This is a genomic window from Providencia hangzhouensis (assembly GCF_029193595.2).
In the GTDB taxonomy this organism is placed as follows: domain Bacteria; phylum Pseudomonadota; class Gammaproteobacteria; order Enterobacterales; family Enterobacteriaceae; genus Providencia; species Providencia hangzhouensis.
The window spans coordinates 1322614-1340625 of record NZ_CP135052.1 but is presented as its reverse complement, the minus strand read 5'-3'; the positions used below and the strand labels follow the sequence as shown (position 1 = coordinate 1340625).

At 40.8% G+C, this 18012-nt stretch carries 18 protein-coding genes; 9 read left to right on the top strand and 9 right to left on the bottom strand.

Going from position 1 to position 18012, the window contains the following annotated elements:
• Positions 1-46: 46 nt before the first annotated feature.
• The 7 genes from napC to napF are packed head-to-tail and all read right to left on the bottom strand — an operon-like array spanning position 47 to position 5934.
• Positions 47-685 (bottom strand): cytochrome c-type protein NapC, encoded by a 639-nt coding sequence (napC, locus tag PZ638_RS05770; RefSeq protein ID WP_094961336.1) that lies wholly within the window; start codon positions 683-685, stop codon positions 47-49.
• A gap of 9 nt (positions 686-694) precedes the next feature.
• The gene (gene napB, locus PZ638_RS05765; protein ID WP_094961335.1) at positions 695-1144 is read right to left on the bottom strand and encodes a nitrate reductase cytochrome c-type subunit; all 450 of its coding nucleotides are present in this window, start codon (positions 1142-1144) and stop codon (positions 695-697) included.
• Entirely contained in the window at positions 1141-2004 is an 864-nt protein-coding gene (gene napH, locus PZ638_RS05760; protein WP_094961334.1) for a quinol dehydrogenase ferredoxin subunit NapH, read from the bottom strand. Before napH ends, napB begins: the two co-directional genes overlap by 4 nt.
• Positions 1991-2701: a ferredoxin-type protein NapG gene (gene napG / locus PZ638_RS05755; RefSeq protein ID WP_004262231.1), complete on the bottom strand. Its 711-nt coding sequence runs from the start codon at positions 2699-2701 to the stop codon at positions 1991-1993. Before napG ends, napH begins: the two co-directional genes overlap by 14 nt.
• A gap of 6 nt (positions 2702-2707) precedes the next feature.
• Complete coding sequence (gene napA / locus PZ638_RS05750; RefSeq protein ID WP_036958481.1) at positions 2708-5194, bottom strand: nitrate reductase catalytic subunit NapA; 2487 nt, start codon at positions 5192-5194, stop codon at positions 2708-2710.
• Positions 5175-5453: a chaperone NapD gene (napD, locus tag PZ638_RS05745; RefSeq protein ID WP_172974353.1), complete on the bottom strand. Its 279-nt coding sequence runs from the start codon at positions 5451-5453 to the stop codon at positions 5175-5177. The genes napA and napD overlap by 20 nt, the downstream gene beginning before the upstream one ends.
• Positions 5443-5934: a ferredoxin-type protein NapF gene (gene napF, locus PZ638_RS05740; RefSeq protein WP_004262238.1), complete on the bottom strand. Its 492-nt coding sequence runs from the start codon at positions 5932-5934 to the stop codon at positions 5443-5445. The genes napD and napF overlap by 11 nt, the downstream gene beginning before the upstream one ends.
• Before the next feature lie 806 nt (positions 5935-6740).
• Between napF and nrfA the strand changes: the two genes are divergently transcribed.
• The 8 genes from nrfA (at position 6741) to yegD (ending at position 15753) form a co-directional block, all read left to right on the top strand.
• Complete coding sequence (gene nrfA / locus PZ638_RS05735; RefSeq protein ID WP_004262239.1) at positions 6741-8174, top strand: ammonia-forming nitrite reductase cytochrome c552 subunit; 1434 nt, start codon at positions 6741-6743, stop codon at positions 8172-8174.
• A 47-nt stretch (positions 8175-8221) separates the two neighbouring features.
• The gene (nrfB, locus tag PZ638_RS05730; protein ID WP_004262246.1) at positions 8222-8791 is read left to right on the top strand and encodes a cytochrome c nitrite reductase pentaheme subunit; all 570 of its coding nucleotides are present in this window, start codon (positions 8222-8224) and stop codon (positions 8789-8791) included.
• A complete protein-coding gene (nrfC, locus tag PZ638_RS05725; protein ID WP_094961333.1) occupies positions 8788-9459 on the top strand; it encodes a cytochrome c nitrite reductase Fe-S protein in 672 nt (223 codons plus the stop codon). Before nrfB ends, nrfC begins: the two co-directional genes overlap by 4 nt.
• Positions 9456-10412, top strand: a complete 957-nt coding sequence (gene nrfD / locus PZ638_RS05720) for a cytochrome c nitrite reductase subunit NrfD (protein ID WP_136135151.1) — start codon at positions 9456-9458, stop codon at positions 10410-10412. The genes nrfC and nrfD overlap by 4 nt, the downstream gene beginning before the upstream one ends.
• Positions 10413-10436: 24 nt before the next feature.
• Positions 10437-12311, top strand: coding sequence for a heme lyase CcmF/NrfE family subunit (locus PZ638_RS05715; RefSeq protein WP_206277892.1), 1875 nt, complete (start codon positions 10437-10439; stop codon positions 12309-12311).
• On the top strand, positions 12304-13350 hold the full coding sequence (gene nrfF / locus PZ638_RS05710) for a heme lyase NrfEFG subunit NrfF (RefSeq protein ID WP_181488286.1): 1047 nt from the start codon (positions 12304-12306) through the stop codon (positions 13348-13350). Before PZ638_RS05715 ends, nrfF begins: the two co-directional genes overlap by 8 nt.
• Before the next feature lie 329 nt (positions 13351-13679).
• Positions 13680-14078, top strand: coding sequence for a hypothetical protein (locus PZ638_RS05705; RefSeq protein ID WP_004262270.1), 399 nt, complete (start codon positions 13680-13682; stop codon positions 14076-14078).
• A gap of 322 nt (positions 14079-14400) precedes the next feature.
• Complete coding sequence (yegD, locus tag PZ638_RS05700; protein ID WP_275612092.1) at positions 14401-15753, top strand: molecular chaperone; 1353 nt, start codon at positions 14401-14403, stop codon at positions 15751-15753.
• A 68-nt stretch (positions 15754-15821) separates the two neighbouring features.
• Here yegD and PZ638_RS05695 read toward each other — a convergent pair whose 3' ends face one another.
• Both PZ638_RS05695 and PZ638_RS05690 read right to left on the bottom strand, forming a co-directional pair.
• Positions 15822-16301: a DUF4822 domain-containing protein gene (locus tag PZ638_RS05695; RefSeq protein ID WP_094961328.1), complete on the bottom strand. Its 480-nt coding sequence runs from the start codon at positions 16299-16301 to the stop codon at positions 15822-15824.
• A 185-nt stretch (positions 16302-16486) separates the two neighbouring features.
• Positions 16487-17341 carry a LysR family transcriptional regulator gene (locus tag PZ638_RS05690; protein WP_004262273.1) on the bottom strand — a complete coding sequence of 285 codons (855 nt, stop codon included), beginning with the start codon at positions 17339-17341 and terminating at the stop codon, positions 16487-16489.
• Positions 17342-17450: 109 nt separating this feature from the next.
• On the opposite strand from PZ638_RS05690, the gene PZ638_RS05685 reads away from it, so the two are divergent.
• Positions 17451-17921: a multidrug/biocide efflux PACE transporter gene (locus PZ638_RS05685; protein WP_094961326.1), complete on the top strand. Its 471-nt coding sequence runs from the start codon at positions 17451-17453 to the stop codon at positions 17919-17921.
• Positions 17922-18012: the final 91 nt, after the last annotated feature.

The following is an 18012-nucleotide window of genomic DNA, read 5'->3' as shown; positions in this document are numbered from 1 at the left end:
ACTTATAATTTATCGGTATAACTCATCATAAAATGATTACCTTAAATTAAAAGCCAGGTTCAACTTCACGCATGTCCGGCAATTTATGGGCAATTCCTTTGTGACAGTCAATGCAAGTTTTACCATCCGTGATGGCTTGGTCATGCATTTTAGCTGCAACCCCTTTTTGTGCCGTGAAATCCATATACTCAAAATTGTGGCAGTTACGACACTCTTGTGAGTCGTTATTTTTCATCCGTCGCCACTCACTTTGCGCCATCGCTAACCGGTGGTCTTCAAATTTTTGAGGTGTGTCAATGATGCCAAAAATTTTCCCGTATAGCTCCTTACTCGCTTGAATTTTACGCACCATTTTGGGGCCGAACTCATGCGGTACGTGACAATCTGGGCAAGTTGCGCGAACACCGCTACGGTTAGTATAGTGAATAGTATCCATATATTCTTCATAGACATTCTCACGCATTTCATGGCAGCTAATACAAAACTCTTCCGTATTGGCCATTTCCATACCCGTATTGAAGCCGCCCCAGAAGATAACACCACTCACAAAACCAATCAGCAATAAGGTTCCTAATGCTAAACGGCTTGGCCTACGCCACCACCGCCATACTCGGCCGAGTAACCCAAACAAGCCCTTTTTCTTCGGCTTGTCATCATTTATTTGCTTATCATTATTATTTGACATAATTCCCCCTTATTTCCCAAAACCTTTGGATGGGGTAAATGTGTTATCAACAATCGGTGCCGTGTCTGATTGCGGCACGTGGCACTGTAGACAGAAGTAGCGGTTTGGTGCGACTTCGCCAAGAACTTTGCCTGTTGCATCCATAAAGTGCGTTGGGCTAACTCTTGGTGCCCCTGTGGTGCGATAATTTTCCACACCATGGCATTGCAAACAACGATTAGTATTAGTGGTAATTTGATAACCTTCAACACTATGTGGGATCATTGGCGGTTGATTCACATAGTTTAATGCCATTCTTTCTTGCTCTTTCGGAATATGAATGCTTCCTTCTGACGTACCGGATACTTCTGGTGATTGGGTCAGGTCTACACCATTAGCAGCCCAAACAAGACTGCTTACAACAAAGGCCATTCCAGCCACCCAACGGCTGAGCGTCTTTTTCAGGACAGGATTTTTCATGATTTTGCTCCCGAACTCCATCTTAGTGTTATTTTAAAAACATCCTCAGAACAAACATCAATGCAACGACCGCAAGTGATACAATCTTTATCTGATATCTGTGCTGGAGCTTGTTTATCTAGGACCGGTGCACGCAGAACTTGCGGCTCCGGACAAATGTGGAAACAGTCCATACAACGGCTACAGTTTTCTTTATTTTCCGCTGTAACAACTAGTGCGCCCTTACACCCTGCCACGCCATATAGCGCACCTAATGGGCAAAGGTGACCGCACCAACCATGTTCCACAACTAATAAATCGAATAAAAACAGTGCAACTAAAACCAATGCACCGCTGCCAAAACCAAAAATTAAACTGCGCCCCATTAATGAAACTGGATTAAGCCATTCCCAAAGTAAGGTTCCTGTAATAGCAGAACCGATCAGGATAACCACCAGCAATACATAACGAATATTGCGTGGTATCGTTGCGGACTGGTTAAAATCAAACTTACGTCTTAACCACGCCGCGGCATCCGTCACTGGGTTTACAGGACAAACCCAACTGCAGAAAATACGCTTACCCAACAGTGCATAAACCCCGAATACGATAGCAGCCCCAACTAATGCTGAGATCCCCGGTAAGTAACCACTTGCTAAGCTCTCTAAGGTGATTAATGGGTCAGTCAAAGGTACGGTATCTAACAATAAGCTACTGCTGTAGTTACCATGTAAAATCCACACCCCAAACCATGGCCCACTCAAGAACATCGCTAACACCAGCAATTGGCTTGTACGTCTAAATACCAACCACTTGTGGCTATGCCACCAACCTTTTTTTGCCTGAGCTTCACGTCCGGCATCACGTTTACGATTCGCCATTGTTACCCTCCAGCCAACCAAAGCGGTAATGGTGTCCTAACTCACCTTTTGCTAACGACCTTGGTAATACCTTGATAGCCGCCTCTTCCAATACACAAGCCTGTTCACATTTACCGCATCCCGTACAGTAGTTGCTATTGACTGTGGGTAAGAAGCGCGCGTGCTTACCTGTTCGGTGGTTTTGTTCAAGTTCCAATGTGATGGCTTCATCAATCAGTGGACATACGCGGTAACATACATCACACCTTAGCCCTTGAAAGTTCAGGCAGTTTTCCTGATCGAGTAAAACGGCTAACCCCATGCGTGCATCGTTAATCGACTCAATGTCTTTATCCAATGCACCACTTGGGCAAACTTTGGCGCAAGGAATATCCTCACACATTTCACACGGGTTTTCTCGAGCGATGAAGTACGGCGTTCCTGAAGCCAAGCCTGATGCCAATGTCGCTAATTTCAACATGTCATACGGACAGGCTTGAACGCATTGCCCACAACGGACACATGCACTGGCAAATGCTTTTTCATCAAGAGCTCCCGGCGGGCGAAGCTTAACACCACTCGCACGGGAAGTTTGTTGCTGAAGCCCCAGCACCACACCAACAGCCGCCAACCCACCCGCAGTGCGGGCGACATCGCGTAAAAAGCGACGACGACTGTTCTGGGACTTAGCCTGTTGAGACTTAGCTTTCTGGGGCATGAGCAATTACACCTTTTCCAGTTTAACGGCACATTTTTTGTAATCCGTTTCTTTTGAAAGCGGATCGGTTGCATCCAGTGTTAAGTTATTCACTAGCTGCGCAGCATCGAAGAACGCCATGTAAACTAAGCCTTTTGGTGGTCTATTACGGCCACGAGTTTCAACAATCGTGGTCACATCACCACGGCGTGAAACTACTTTGACTTTATCACCACGGCGTAAACCTCTCTCTTTCGCATCGATTGGATGTATAAACACAAGAGATTCAGGGAAAGCACGGTGTAGTTCAGGAACACGGCGTGTCATACTACCGGTATGCCAATGTTCTAATACACGGCCTGTTGATAACCATAAGTCATATTCTTTATCTGGCGATTCCGCAGCAGGTTCAAATGGCAGTGCAAAAATGACCGCTTTACCATCAGGTTTACCGTAGAATTGATAACCTGCGCCAGCCTTAACGTAAGGGTCATTTCCTTCGCTATAACGCCACTGCGTTTCTTTGCCATCAACCACTGGCCAACGGATACCGCGCGCTTTGTGGTAGTCATCAAAATCAGCCAAGTCATGGCCATGACCGCGACCAAAGCCAGCGTATTCTTCGAACAGCCCTTTTTGTAAGTAGAAGCCTAATTCACGTGATTCATCGTTAAGTTGGTCTTCGGCTAACTCACTCACAGGGAACTTCGTTACCGCTTGGTTAGCGAATAACACGTCATACAGCGTTTTACCACGTAATTCAGGCTTTTTCGCTAATAACTCTTCAGGCCACACTTCATCCGTTGTAAAGCGTTTAGAGAACAACACCATCTGCATTAAGTCAGATTTCGCTTCGCCTGGTGCTTTAACTTGCTGACGCCAAAACTGAGTACGACGTTCCGCATTACCGTAAGCGCCTTCTTTTTCTACCCACATTGCTGTTGGTAAAATCAAGTCAGCAGCTAACGCACTTACTGTTGGATAGGGGTCAGAAACCACAATAAAGTTGCGAGGGTCACGCCAACCTGGCATACGCTCTTGGTTGATATTCGGGCCCGCTTGCATATTGTTGTTACACATTACCCAGTAAAAATTCAATTTACCGTCTTTTAAAGCTCGGTCTTGGGCAACAGCGTGTAAACCGACTTTTTCAGGGATCGTCCCAGCAGGTAACCCCCATACACCTTCTACTTTTTCACGGTGTTTTTCATTGGTAACCACCATGTCCGCTGGTAAACGGTGTGAGAACGTACCAACTTCACGAGCGGTACCACACGCTGATGGCTGACCGGTTAATGAGAACGGCCCACAGCCAGGTTGAGAAATTTTCCCTGTCAGTAAGTGCAGGTTATACACTAAGTTATTTGCCCAAACACCGCGAGTGTGCTGGTTAAAGCCCATGGTCCAATAAGAAACCACTTTAGTTTTAGGGTCTGCGTAAAGTTTAGCGAGTTCTTCTAACTGATCTTTTGGAACCCCTGTCATTTCTACGGTTTTGTCTAAAGTATATTCCGCAACAAAGGCTTTATATTCATCCCACGTCATTGGCTCAGATGCATCAGAACCTGCATTTTTCGCTTTTTGTTCGAGTGGGTGAGTTGGGCGTAATCCATAACCGATATCTGTTGCACCACGACGTAAATTCACGTGTTTATCAAGGAATTCCTGATTAACTGCATTATTTTGAATAATATAATTCGCAATATAGTTCAGGATCACTAAGTCAGATTGTGGTGTAAAAACGATACCGTTATCCGCTAATTCAAAGCTACGGTGTTTAAAAGTCGATAACACGGCAACACGCACGTCAGGGTTAGACAGACGGCGGTTGGTGATACGAGACCACAAGATTGGGTGCATTTCTGCCATGTTTGAGCCCCAAAGGACAAACGCGTCAGCATGCTCAATATCATCATAACAACCCATTGGCTCATCCATACCGAAAGTACGCATGAAGCCCACTACCGCAGAAGCCATACAGTGGCGTGCATTAGGGTCTAAGTTATTAGAACGGAATCCACCTTTGAACAGTTTTGATGCTGCATAGCCTTCCCAAACTGTCCACTGACCCGAACCGAACATACCGATTCCTTCAGGGCCTTTTTCTTTTAATGTGGTTTTGACTTTTTCTTCCATAACATCAAAGGCTTGTTCCCACGTGATCGGTGTGAACTCCCCATTTTTGTCATATTCACCGTCTTTCATACGCAACATTGGCTGCGTTAAACGGTCTTTTCCGTACATGATTTTAGGTAAGAAATACCCTTTGATACAGTTTAGACCACGGTTTACAGGCGCTTCTGGGTCACCTTGGCTGGCCACGATGCGACCATTTTGAGTTCCCACCAATACCCCACAGCCTGTACCACAAAAACGGCAAGGGGCTTTGTCCCATTTAATACTTTCTTGTTGGCCAACCACTGCTTTCGCAATGCTTGGTGCGCCAATACCTGCCGCCGCAGCAGCGGCCGCTATCGCATTGGCTTTCATAAAGCTACGACGACTGAGTTTCATAATCTTCCTCACCTTGCTCTTCCTGCTGGTGGTAAACCAGCGAAACATCTAGTACGCCGTCAATATCGCGTACTAAATCAATAGTATCTAACAACGTTCTACTACCTTGCCCTTCAACAACCACAATCAGTTTTCCGTTGTCTGGGGCGCTTAACGCCACCTCACAATTAGAAAGTTGATTAATTTCTTCGGCCACAGTAGACAGTCGTTCACTTTTTACTTGTACTATTAAACTGCACACTTGATAGTTACTGTGCATGTTCATGCTCCACGGTAATGGCTGAAACTGGGCAACCTGCGACACAAGCACCACAGCCTGTACAACCTGGTGTTTCTACTTTTGGCTGGTATATACCGGCCATTGACGGACGAAAAGAGATGACTTCAGGCTCACAACTGTCTTGGCAACGTCGACATTCAATCGAAAGATAAGCAAGACAATTTTGGCCAATCGAAATTGAGATATCCCAAGGTTGGGAATGTTTTGGAAGGAAAATAGGTTCTGGACATGCTGTTGCACATGCATAGCAAAATGTACATTCACCACGCTTAAAATCAACAACAGGGTAGCCCCCTGCTCCCGGTTGGATAATTGCCGTTTCGCAACTCTCAACGCAGGCATTACAACGGGTACACAATTCAATAAATTGCGTTTCACTACCACTCCATGGCGGCCGAACCACTGGGGCTGCACTACGCCACGCACCAGTTAATACTCCCCGACGGGTGAGATCAACCATGTTTTTTTCCTTTACATTGCCAACAAAAAAACTAAAACGTATTGATAAACCGCATTTTTTATATGTGTATTTATGAGAAATATTAACGATAGAGGTTATAAAAATACATACTACCAAGTGGGTAAAAGAGGTAATTCCCCGTATACGACTAGAAATGACAACATTTACGTTATTTACTCGCCATTAGCTAAAAATAGCATCAAAATGATAAACAAACAGGCCTTTTTAATTATTTGTTAACATTTTTTTAATATGAATTATTAATTTAAACTCAAGTTTTAATTTTTTAAATTATAACACCAACCAAAAACTACCACTAAAGTAGTATGCGCAATGTCATTTAGAAAAAAAATATCTGTGTTTTTTTTGATATTAAACAAATTTCATTTCTAACTTTATTTTAAAAACAACCATTAAATATTAAACATAAAAAAATTATTTTAAAATCAATAAAATAGAATTGGATAACGCTAAGCATCAGAATAAGAATCATTATTAATTAATTATTGAAACTAACAATTTAAAACTATTGAAAAATAACTATATCAATTTCAATAATACCTATTTTTTATTATTTCTTCACATTCTATTTCCTTATTACAAATTAACTTTTGATCAAAAACAATATTTTTAGTGTGGTTTTTTGTTACACATATAAATTGGCAATGTCTTGGTAGTATCTGTGCGCTTACTATCAAACCTAAATAACAAAAAGATACCCAAAATAGTTCGAGTCATAGGTCACAATACAAATACAACTCGAAAAATGAAGGGATGACTGGCTAAAATTACTCGAGGCCCTTTTTATGGCAAACATAAGAAATAATGCACTATGCTTATTGAGTCTGGTTGCAGGAATATTTCTCTTTACCTCTGTTCATGCTCAAACTCCTACTAAAGATAGTACATCTACCATCAATGCTCGAAATGAAACTTTCGAAGCCGCTCACCCTGACCAGTACCACTCTTGGCGAGCAACATCCGAGCAATCAAACCGTGAAGATGCATTAGCGGAAGACCCTCGCTTAGTCGTACTGTGGGCTGGATACCCATTCTCACGCGACTACAACAAACCTCGTGGTCACGCCTATGCGGTCATCGACGTCCGTGAAACCTTACGAACCGGTGCTCCTAAAGACGCCCAAGATGGTCCACTTCCGATGGCATGTTGGAGCTGTAAAAGCCCCGATGTGGCGAGGCTAATCCAAGAACATGGCGAAGATGGCTATTTCGAAGGTAAGTGGGCAAAAGGTGGCCCCGAAGTGGTTAATGTCTTAGGCTGTGCAGATTGTCATAAAACAGACTCTGCGGATTTTGCAAAAGGTAAACCAGAGCTAACGCTTTCACGCCCTTATGCAGAGCGTGCAATGGAAGCGATTGGCAAACCGTTTGATAAAGCCAGTCGGTTCGATCAGCAATCCATGGTGTGTGGCCAATGTCACGTGGAATACTATTTCTCTGGCGATAAAAAATCAGTGAAATTCCCATGGGATAACGGTACCAAAGTCGAAGATATGGAAGTCTACTACGACAACATTGGTTTCTCTGACTGGACCAACTCATTGTCGAAAGCGCCTATGCTAAAAGCCCAACACCCTGAATATGAAACTTGGAGTGCGGGTATTCATGGCAAAAATAACGTGACCTGTATTGACTGCCATATGCCAAAACTGCAAAACGAAAAAGGCGAACTGTACACCAGCCATAAAATTGGTAATCCATTCGATAATTTCGAACAAACTTGTAGCACTTGCCATACCCAAAGCAAACAACAACTGCAAGATGTGGTTGCTGAACGTAAAGTCGCTATCCAAGAGATGAAAATCAAAGCGGAAGATCAATTAGTTCGTGCTCACTTTGAAGCAAAAGCTGCATGGGATGCAGGCGCAACAGAAGATGAAATGAAGCCAATTTTGACTGATATTCGTCATGCACAATGGCGTTGGGATTTAGCTATCGCCTCCCACGGTATTCATATGCACGCACCGGATGAAGGCCTGCGTATGTTAGGTGGTTCGATGGATAAAGCGGCAGATGCACGAACCAAGCTCGCTCGCCTGTTAGGCTCAAAAGGCATCACCCATGAAATTGCCATTCCAGATATTTCAACCAAGGAAAAAGCGCAACAAGCCATTGGTTTAGATATGCAAAAAATCAATGCGGAAAAACAAGAGTTCTTAAAAACTGTGGTTCCGCAATGGGATGACCAAGCTCGTAAAAATGACCTATTAGCCAAATAACCATGATTTGCCCCAAATAATGGGGCAATACAACCAATGGAGTGAATATGAGCGTACTACGTTCGTTATTAACTGCTGGGGTGCTGGCAACAGGCTTATTATGGGCAACAGCCGCATCCGCAACCCCACAAATGGCCCAAGAAAATGCAGAAGGCCGTTGGGTTGTCACGCAGCAACGCAGCGCTGACAAAGCCTGCTTAGACTGCCATAAACCTGACCAAGAAGGCATGCATGGCACTCACGCAGAAGTGGTTAACCCTAACAATAATTTACCCGTGACTTGTACCAACTGCCACGGTAACCCAGGGCCTGATCACCGTGAAGGTGTCAAAGATGTCATGCGCTTTAACAACCCAATGTATACCGTTGAGCAACAAAACAGTGTCTGTCTATCATGTCACTTACCGGAGCAGCTGCAAAAAGCGTTCTGGCCTCATGATGTTCACGTCACTAAAGTAGCCTGCGCGAGTTGCCATGACCTTCATCCGAAACAAGATACGATGAAGGTGCTGACTGATAAGGGCAAAGTAAAAATATGTGTCGACTGCCACTCAGATCAACGCAATAACCCTGATTTCAACCCAGCAGCGGTGAAATTGCGTAAGGAGCAGCCATGAGTTGTTCTCGTCGTCAATTCATTATCTACTCAGGAGCACTGGCGGCGGTAGGAGGAGTTGCTAGCCATACGCTAGCTAACACCATGAAAATAGATGGCGTTCGCTACGGCATGGTGCACGATGAAAATCTGTGCATCGGCTGTACGGCGTGTATGGATGCATGCCGAGAGGTTAACCAAGTCCCAGAAGGTGTTTCGCGGTTAACTATCATCCGTAGTGAGCCTATTGGCCAGTTTCCTGATGTTAAATACCGTTTTTTTCGCCACTCCTGTCAACATTGTGAAAGTGCACCTTGTGTCGATGTTTGCCCTACTGGTGCCTCTTTTATTGATAAAACGACAGGGATTGTTGATGTCAACCCTGACTTATGTGTCGGCTGCCAATACTGTATTGCTGCCTGCCCTTATCGCGTCAGGTTTATTCACCCCATCAATAAAACCGCGGATAAATGTGATTTCTGCCGTAAAACGAATCTAAAAAAGGGCAAGCAGCCGGCTTGCGTCGAATCTTGCCCGACCAAAGCATTAACCTTTGGCAATTTAGATGACCCTAAGAGCGATATTTCGTTGATGCTAAAAGAAAAACCGACTTATCGATTCAAAATTGCACTCGGTACTCACCCCAAAATGTATCGGGTTCCGTTCAAATATGGGGAGGTTAGCCAATGACAACAGCTTCTGCTTTCCATTTTGAATCCTTAGTGTGGGACTGGCCCATTGCGGTTTACTTATTCTTAATTGGTATTTCGGCTGGGCTTGTGGTACTTGCGGTACTTATGCGCCAGTATTATCCCACTTCGGCTGGCAGTGATAGCACTCTAATGCGCACAACACTGATTTTAGCTCCGACGACGATCATCTTTGGGTTATTGATCTTAATTCTCCATTTGACGCGTCCATGGACGTTCTGGAAATTAATGTTTCATTACAGCCCGACCTCAGTTATGTCGATGGGTGTGATGTTATTCCAAGTGTATATGGCAGTGCTTGTTATTTGGCTAGCTAAAATCTATGAAAAAGAACTCATTGTTTTACAGCAAAAATGGCTGCCCAAATTTACCATCATCCCAAGAGTATTAACCCTGCTAAACCGTGCAATGCGTTTTCTGGATATTGTGATGCTCATATTGGCCGTTTTGCTTGGGGCTTATACCGGTTTTTTACTTTCAGCATTAAAATCTTATCCATTCTTAAACAACCCATTATTACCAGCTTTATTCCTATTTTCAGGAATATCTTCAGGTATTGCGGTATCACTCATAGCAATCGCATTGCGCTACCGCAAAAATATTCATAACGGCGAAACCGCATTTTTGCACCGTATCGAAAGCTTTGTTATTTGGTTGGAGATATTCCTATTAGCGGCCTTTTTTGTCGGGTTAGCTTTAGGAGACGATGGGAAAATCCGTTCATTAATTGCTGCATTAGGCGGTGGTTTCTGGACTTGGTGGTTTTGGATTGGTGTTGTCGGGTTTGGTTTTATTATTCCACTTCTATTCAAGAAATGGATGGACAAAGGACAAGGCGCAGCAAGAGTATTGATTATCAGTGGTGCAAGCTTACTGGGTGTCTTCTGCTTACGCTTCTTTGTGTTATACGCAGGGCAGTTGACCGTCGCATAACTCACTAAATAATAAGGGTAATCATTGGAACTCATACTCCCAGAAATTGGCTTTCTCTGCCTTGCATTGGCACTGTGTATTGCCTGTTTTCAAGTATCATTCGGAGTTATTGGTTTCATCCGCCATATTCCGAGGCAAATGCCTCGGAATATTCTTTGGACCTACTTACAATTTCTTTTCTTGCTCGTTGCTTATATTTGTTTAACTATCAGTTTTATTCAAAGTGACTTTTCGGTCGTATATGTGGCGCAACATAGCCATCGGCTATCGCCGCTATATATTAAAATTGCGGCAGTATGGGGAGGCCATGAAGGGTCAATATTTCTTTGGCTGCTGTTTATCTCAGCTTGGAGTTGTCTATTTGCATGGCGTTATCGCCAGCAAACTCACCTCGTGTTTCCTCTCACACTAACGCTACTTGCCATTATCAGTGCGGCATTATTACTGTTTATCGTCTTTTATTCTGACCCCTTTGTTCGCATTTTCCCTCCCGCTATTGAAGGGAGAGATCTCAACCCAATGCTGCAACATTGGGGATTAATATTACATCCCCCTCTACTTTATTTAGGCTATAGCGGGTTAATGGTCGTAACCGCCTTAGCGCTTGCATCTACACTTTGCGGGCAATTTAACCAAACTATCGCCGGGCTCTGTTGGCGCTTTGTCGTTCCTAGTTGGTGCATACTCACTTTGGGTATCACTCTTGGGTCATGGTGGGCATACAGTGAACTTGGTTGGGGTGGTTGGTGGTTTTGGGACCCTGTTGAAAATGCGTCATTATTGCCATGGCTAAGTGCAACTGCCCTATTTCATAGCTTAACAGTCTCACGCAAAACTGGGCACTATCGCCACTGGTCTATATTGCTGGCAATTCTTACGTTTATTTTATCTTTATTAGGCACATTAATTGTACGCTCAGGGATTTTAATGTCTGTCCATGCGTTTGCTTTGGATAACGTTAGGGCTGCACCCCTCTTTTTATTGTTCAGTTTTCTGAGTTTCGGGGCTTTATGTATATATGGTTGGAAAGCTAAAAATATCGATAATTTACCAACTAATATTAATCGCCGTCAGCTTTACTTATTACTCACTTTAATCCTATTTTCTACTGTATTATTTATTGTCCTGACGGGCACGCTTTACCCAATGATTTATACGTTATTTGGTTGGGGGAAAATATCGGTTGGGGCGCCTTATTTTAACCAAGCGTTATTACCATTTGGTATTTTAATGCTAATCATAATGGCTGTGAGTGCCATTTATCCTCTTAGCAAAACTCGCATTAAACCCCAATGGCGTATTCTTTTAATTATACTTCTCAGTGTGTTATTAAGCTTATCTCTTTGGTCTAAAGGGCTTATTATCGCCATTTCTTGTGGTTTTTTATTTGCAATTTTGCTTATCTTTTGGCTACGTCCTATCGATGCTATTCGGCAACATTTCCCTTCCCTTATCGCTCATACAGGAGTTGTAATTTTTGCTACTGGTATTGCCTTGTCAATTGGTAGCCACCACGAAACGAGTGTTAATCTTTCTGTTGGGCAATCTATTTCACTCGCCGGTTATCAATTCCAATTCAACGAACTGCAACTTGAAGCTAAATCTAATTACACGACCGAAAAGGCTATTATACAAATTAGTAAAGCTGGCCAGCCATTACACCAGTTAATCACCGAGCGCCGCCTTTATACCGCTCGCCAGCAATTAATGATTGAACCTGGTATATATTGGGGATGGTTACGCAATTGGTATGCGGTATTAGGTGAGAAAACAGGAACAAATAGCTACGCGATACGCCTTTACGTGCAAGATGGCATTCAATGGATTTGGGGCGGTGCGTTTGTGATGTGTTTTGGCCTATTAATAAGCTGGGTAAAAGGGAGAATAAAAAATGCTTAGAATCCTATTAGCACTATTTTTCCTATTTTTCTCTTTTATATCCAATGCTCAAATCGTTGATGTGTGGGAATTTAATTCCATTGAAGAACAAGAGTATTCTTTGCAGATCGCCTCACAGTTACGTTGCCCGCAATGCCAAAACCAAAATTTACTCGAATCCAATGCCCCCACAGCAGTAAGTATGCGCCACCAAGTTTTTAAAATGGTTGCAGAAGGAAAAGATAAAGCGCAAATCATGCACTATATGACCGAACGATATGGTGATTTCGTGCTGTATAACCCACCGCTAACGATTGGAACTGCCCTGCTTTGGGGATTGCCTGCTATTGCTCTGATTGGCATTTTTTATTTCATTTTCAAATTTACTCGGTCACAAAAACAGCAACTTATAGAGAACAATTTTAGCCATCGACAAATATCCGAGCAATTATTACCCCCAGATATAACAACACCCTCGACTATCCTGCAATGGCATTTTAATAAATTACTTGCCATATTAATTGTGTTGGTTGTTATTGGTTACTTCTTCTCACCTCGATTTGAATTAGCTTATCAGGAATATCAACGTATATCCGATCCACTGCTCTCATTCACACCATTGCAGCAAGAACAAAAGGATTTATTACGCTTACAAAATGATATTCGTCAATCGCCTAAAAATAGTGAGCTTTGGGCTATACTGGGTGAATATTATCTTTATCAAAACAGTTATGATAATGCGTTGATTGCTTATCAAAGAGCACTAAAATATGGCGGGGAAAATGCTCAAATATACTCTGCTATTGCAACCGTTTTATATTACCAAGCAGGTCAACAGCTAACCGAAGATGTCAGAGCGGTAATCAACAAAGCATTAAGCCTTGATAATCAAGAAATTACCGCATTAATGCTAGTTGCTTCTGATGCCTTTATGAATGCAAATTATGAGCAAGCGATTGATATTTGGCAAAAGCTATTAGATAGTAATAGCTCTCGTATTAATCGCTCTCAGCTCATTGAAGCTATTCATATGGCAAAAATAATGAAGAATAAAAAATAATAATCTTATCTTTATTATTAATTTTATTACGCTAGGGATTAATACATACTAAATTATCACAGTAGTGATAAAATATTCTTTTATGAATGTCTATTTATTTAAATGTGTAATTTTTCGTTTCTTATTGATTACCATTGTGTCCCCCCTATATTACTTCAAATAATCTTATGTTAGATTGGCAACAGTAAATTATCCCAAATGTAATCCAAGTATATCTCCGTAAGTGAAATTATCAATTAAAATTTAGCTTATGGTGATAAATTTTATTTACTTTTATATTATGGCATTCATTGGGAGGTTCAAAAATAATAACATAAGAAATAAACACTATGAAAAATAAAATATTTTCATTTTTAGTTATTGGCCTAATTGCAGGCGCGTCCTTTATAGGAGGCGTTGTAAGTAACTATACACCTGATTTAGACATTGTAGAAAAATCTCAAAAAGCGGTTGAAGATTTTTTAGCATTTCCCAAAACAGCTGAGTATAAAAATGTTAAATATCATGAGATAAGAGAAACCTTAGACCATGGTATGCTAGGCTATGTATGCGGTGAAGTACTTATTTTTACTAGCCAAAATTCATATTCATTTAAACGTTTTGTGGTCAAAACTTATCTTCATAATGATGGCCGTAATGTTGTTTCCATTCCATTAATCGATAGAGATGATAAAGAATTTCCTGATAATGACTTTAATGTTATTTGGAATAAGTATTGTAATAATTAAGTAGATATAAAACCCAACTGTTTAAATAAGATATTTCCGAGCCCTTTAAAATTTCATTAATATATCAAAGGGCTCAAATTAAATATTACATAAAAAACTATATTCTCTTTAGATATCTGTCATTCCGTAAATCAATCTTTTAATGATGATTACATTTTATCGTGGAGACTCTGTACTAACAGAGCATCTAGGCAAAATGCGATCAATTCAGACTATCTCCTTTTGAGCTATCCCTCATATAGAATTATTTTTCAATAGTAATTCATCCCTGCTTGATATAAAGTCTCAGCCTTTTTTCAAAATAGTTACTCTTGGAGGCGAAATGTTTATCGGTTTTGATTACGGTACATCTAACTGCGCTGTTGCGGTCATGAAGAACGGGATCCCCACATTATTACCATTAGAAGGCGATAACGTTTATATCCCATCAACCTTATGCGCACCGACAAGAGAATCAGTCTCTGAGCATTTATTTCGCCATTGTAAAATCGCTCCCTCGAATGAAATCGGGCAGCAAATTTTAAAAAGATCTATCGCATTTAACCGTGATGAAGGGATCGATTTAATGCCTGAAGACATCGTATTTGGGCAAGCCGCTTTAGATTTATATTTAAGTGATCCTAGAGATGTATATTATGTGAAGTCCCCTAAATCATTTTTGGGAGCATCTGGCTTACATGAGACTCAAATTAGTTTTTTTGAAGACCTTGTCTGCGCCATGATGAAAAATATAAAGAATACCACAGAAAATAATTTACAACAGATTATTGATGATACTGTGATTGGACGCCCTATTAACTTTCATGGTCGTGGAGGGGAACTCTCGAACCAACAAGCAGAATCAATACTCTATCGCGCGGCAAAACGCGCAGGATTTAATCATATTACTTTTCAATTCGAACCCGTAGCCGCAGGGCTTGAATATGAATCAACATTAAATAAAGACCAGATTATCCTAGTCGTTGATATTGGTGGTGGAACAACGGATTGTTCATTAATCCAAATGGGGCCCACTTATAGAAATGCACAAGACAGAACACAATCCTTACTTGCTCATAGTGGACAACGGGTGGGTGGAAATGACCTTGATATTTACCTTGCATTAAAACAATTGATGCCGCTTTTTGGGATGGAAAGCCAATCTTTATCAGGCATTAAAATGCCATTCCTTCAATTTTGGAACCCTATTGCTATCAATAATGTTGAAGCACAAAAAGAGTTTTATTCAAGACAAAATTTGACAGCGTTAACACGCTTAAAACAAGATGCAAAAGAACCTCAAATAATATCTCGATTACTAGAAGTTTATAATGAAACATTAGGTTATAGCTTAGTACGTAAAGCTGAAGAAGCTAAAATTGCTTTATCAGACGCCTCAAGCTATTTAGCACAAATTAAATTAATTTCTGAAAAATTAGAAGTGAATATTCCCCATGAACAAATGGTGGAATCAATTGAATCACCAAAAAGTAAAATGATTGAATTGGTTAAAGAAGCAGTCAACCAAGGCGGGGTCAAACCTGATGCTATTTACGTTACAGGTGGGAGTGCTCGCTCCCCAATATTACACCAAGCTATTAGCCAAGAATTACCTAATATTCCGATAGTACGTGGGGATGATTTTGGTTCCGTTACTGCAGGGTTAACGCGTTGGGCTGAGACTTGTTTTAAATAAGCGACAGAAACACTAATAGCGCAGAATAAATAAGATTCATATTTAGACTGCGCTATTGGTACAAAATATTATTTCTTAGCTTTATGAACAATATCAAAGTACTTATCTTTATTATCTTGCTCTGGATAAATACGATATGTGTATTCTTCTGGGGTTACAGTGACATTTTCAACAACACGAGTAAACAAGACTTTACCCTCGTCATCTTTCGCTGTTAATGAGCGAGTTTTGCCATTTTCATCAAATGACCAGTCACCTTTCATTTTAGGTTTTCCATCAAACGTGGTCATATTAAATGTACCGTCTGGATAATACTCAGCTAAACCAAAAAAGTTAGCGACTTGTTTATCATCTGCATTAACTTCTTTTTTATCTTGATCTAAAGCTTCTGTCGTTGTCCATACTTTGCCTACCATAATTTCTTCGTAAGCATTTAATTTATGTTCCGCATTCTGTGATTGGCTTGCTGCTGGAGTTGTAGCTGCTTGAACAGCAAATGACATAGTAGATACAACAGCAAAGAGTGTAGGTACTAATAATTTTTTCATTTTTATCCTCTAATAAATTAACTCAAACAACAATTTGATTAAGTTAAGATTAGCGATATAAAACCAATTTTGAAAATTATATTACGTTTATTTACAAGATAATATCTTATTACAATTAGTAAATACTATTTTACAATAAAAAACATATCGAAAATTCATGAATTTTAAAATTAATACTCTTAATTTTAGCTATCAAGCAATTTATTAATCAACCAGTACCCCGCTTTTCCGGGTGGATTATTCTTAGACCAAACTAAATCCACATCAATTTTACGAGGCCATAAATCATAATTAATACTCACTAAACGGTTATGTCCAAATTGCTTAACTAACCATGTTGGTAATATTGCCCATCCAGCCCCTTGTTCTGCCATTTCTAATAATAATAAATAATTAGGTGCAAACCAGTTCTTTTCACTATTAATAATAATTTGGCTGCTACTGCTTAGCCGTAATTGACGAGTCATCGTTAAATGTTGATAAGTTATTTTTTTCTCTTTAGCTAATGGATGACTATCTAATACATATAAACCTAATTCACCTTGAATAGGTAAACGAGAAAAAGAAATATCCGCAGGATATTCTGTACGGGACTCCATCATACCAACATGGGCTTGTTGGTTCTGGATCATCTCGATAACAGCATTATTTTCTGCAATTAAAAACTCAAACTCAAGATGCGGAAATTGCCTATCTAATGTTGTTACAATATGCTCAGCATGAGGTGGCTGATAGGTATCTGAAAAAGCACAACTTAACCTAGGCTCAATATCAGGGAGCAACTCAACTCTAAGCGCTTGAAGACGCTCATCTGCTGATAAAATATCCTCAACTAAGCTCAAAACTTTTCTACCTGCAAAAGTCAATGTTGATTCACGCCCCTGCCTATCAAATAACGCAAACCCCAAATCGTCTTCAAAACCACTGATTGTCGTACTGACAGTTGATTGGCTTTTATTTAATTTACGTGCCGCAGCAGAGAATGACTTTAAGGATGCCGCTTCCACAAAGGTACGCAATGTTTCTATAGAATAGTTCATAAGGTATCGCTTTTTTCGATGGCTGCCATTTTGTATATATATAAAAAATAGCAAATAATTGCACCCGATTTTTACCTAAAAATTAATTTTCTATATCTTTGAGGTAGTTATGAGCAAGTATACAAAAACATTAACTGAGCGAATTTTTCATGCAGTTTCATTTGAGGTCATCGCAATTGCGATAACTGCACCGGTCAGTGCGTGGCTTTTAGGACGCTCAATTTTCCAAATGGGAACAGTGGCTATTGTCTTATCGACGCTGGCAATGCTATTAAACTTATTTTATAACATGGCTTTTGACCGTTATTGGCCTTTATCCAAGGGGGCTCGCCCAGCCAAAGTGCGTGTTTTTCATGCTGTTGGATTTGAATTAAGCTTTGTGATCATGGGTGTCCCAATGCTGGCGTTTTTACTTCAAATGTCATTCTTAGATGCATTCTTACTTGAAATCGGCTTTTTTGTCTTTTTCTTATTTTATACTTATGCGTTTAATCTTGGATATGACCTTTTACGTGTCCGTTGGTTTGCAAATAGAGAGAACGCAGTAAGTATCTCTGAAGCGGTAGCTAAACGCTCTTAATTTTACTATTAATAAATATTCGAACACCGTGTTGCTTATCTTCACGGTGTTCTTTGTATATTAAAACCCCTATAAACACGCCGAAATAATC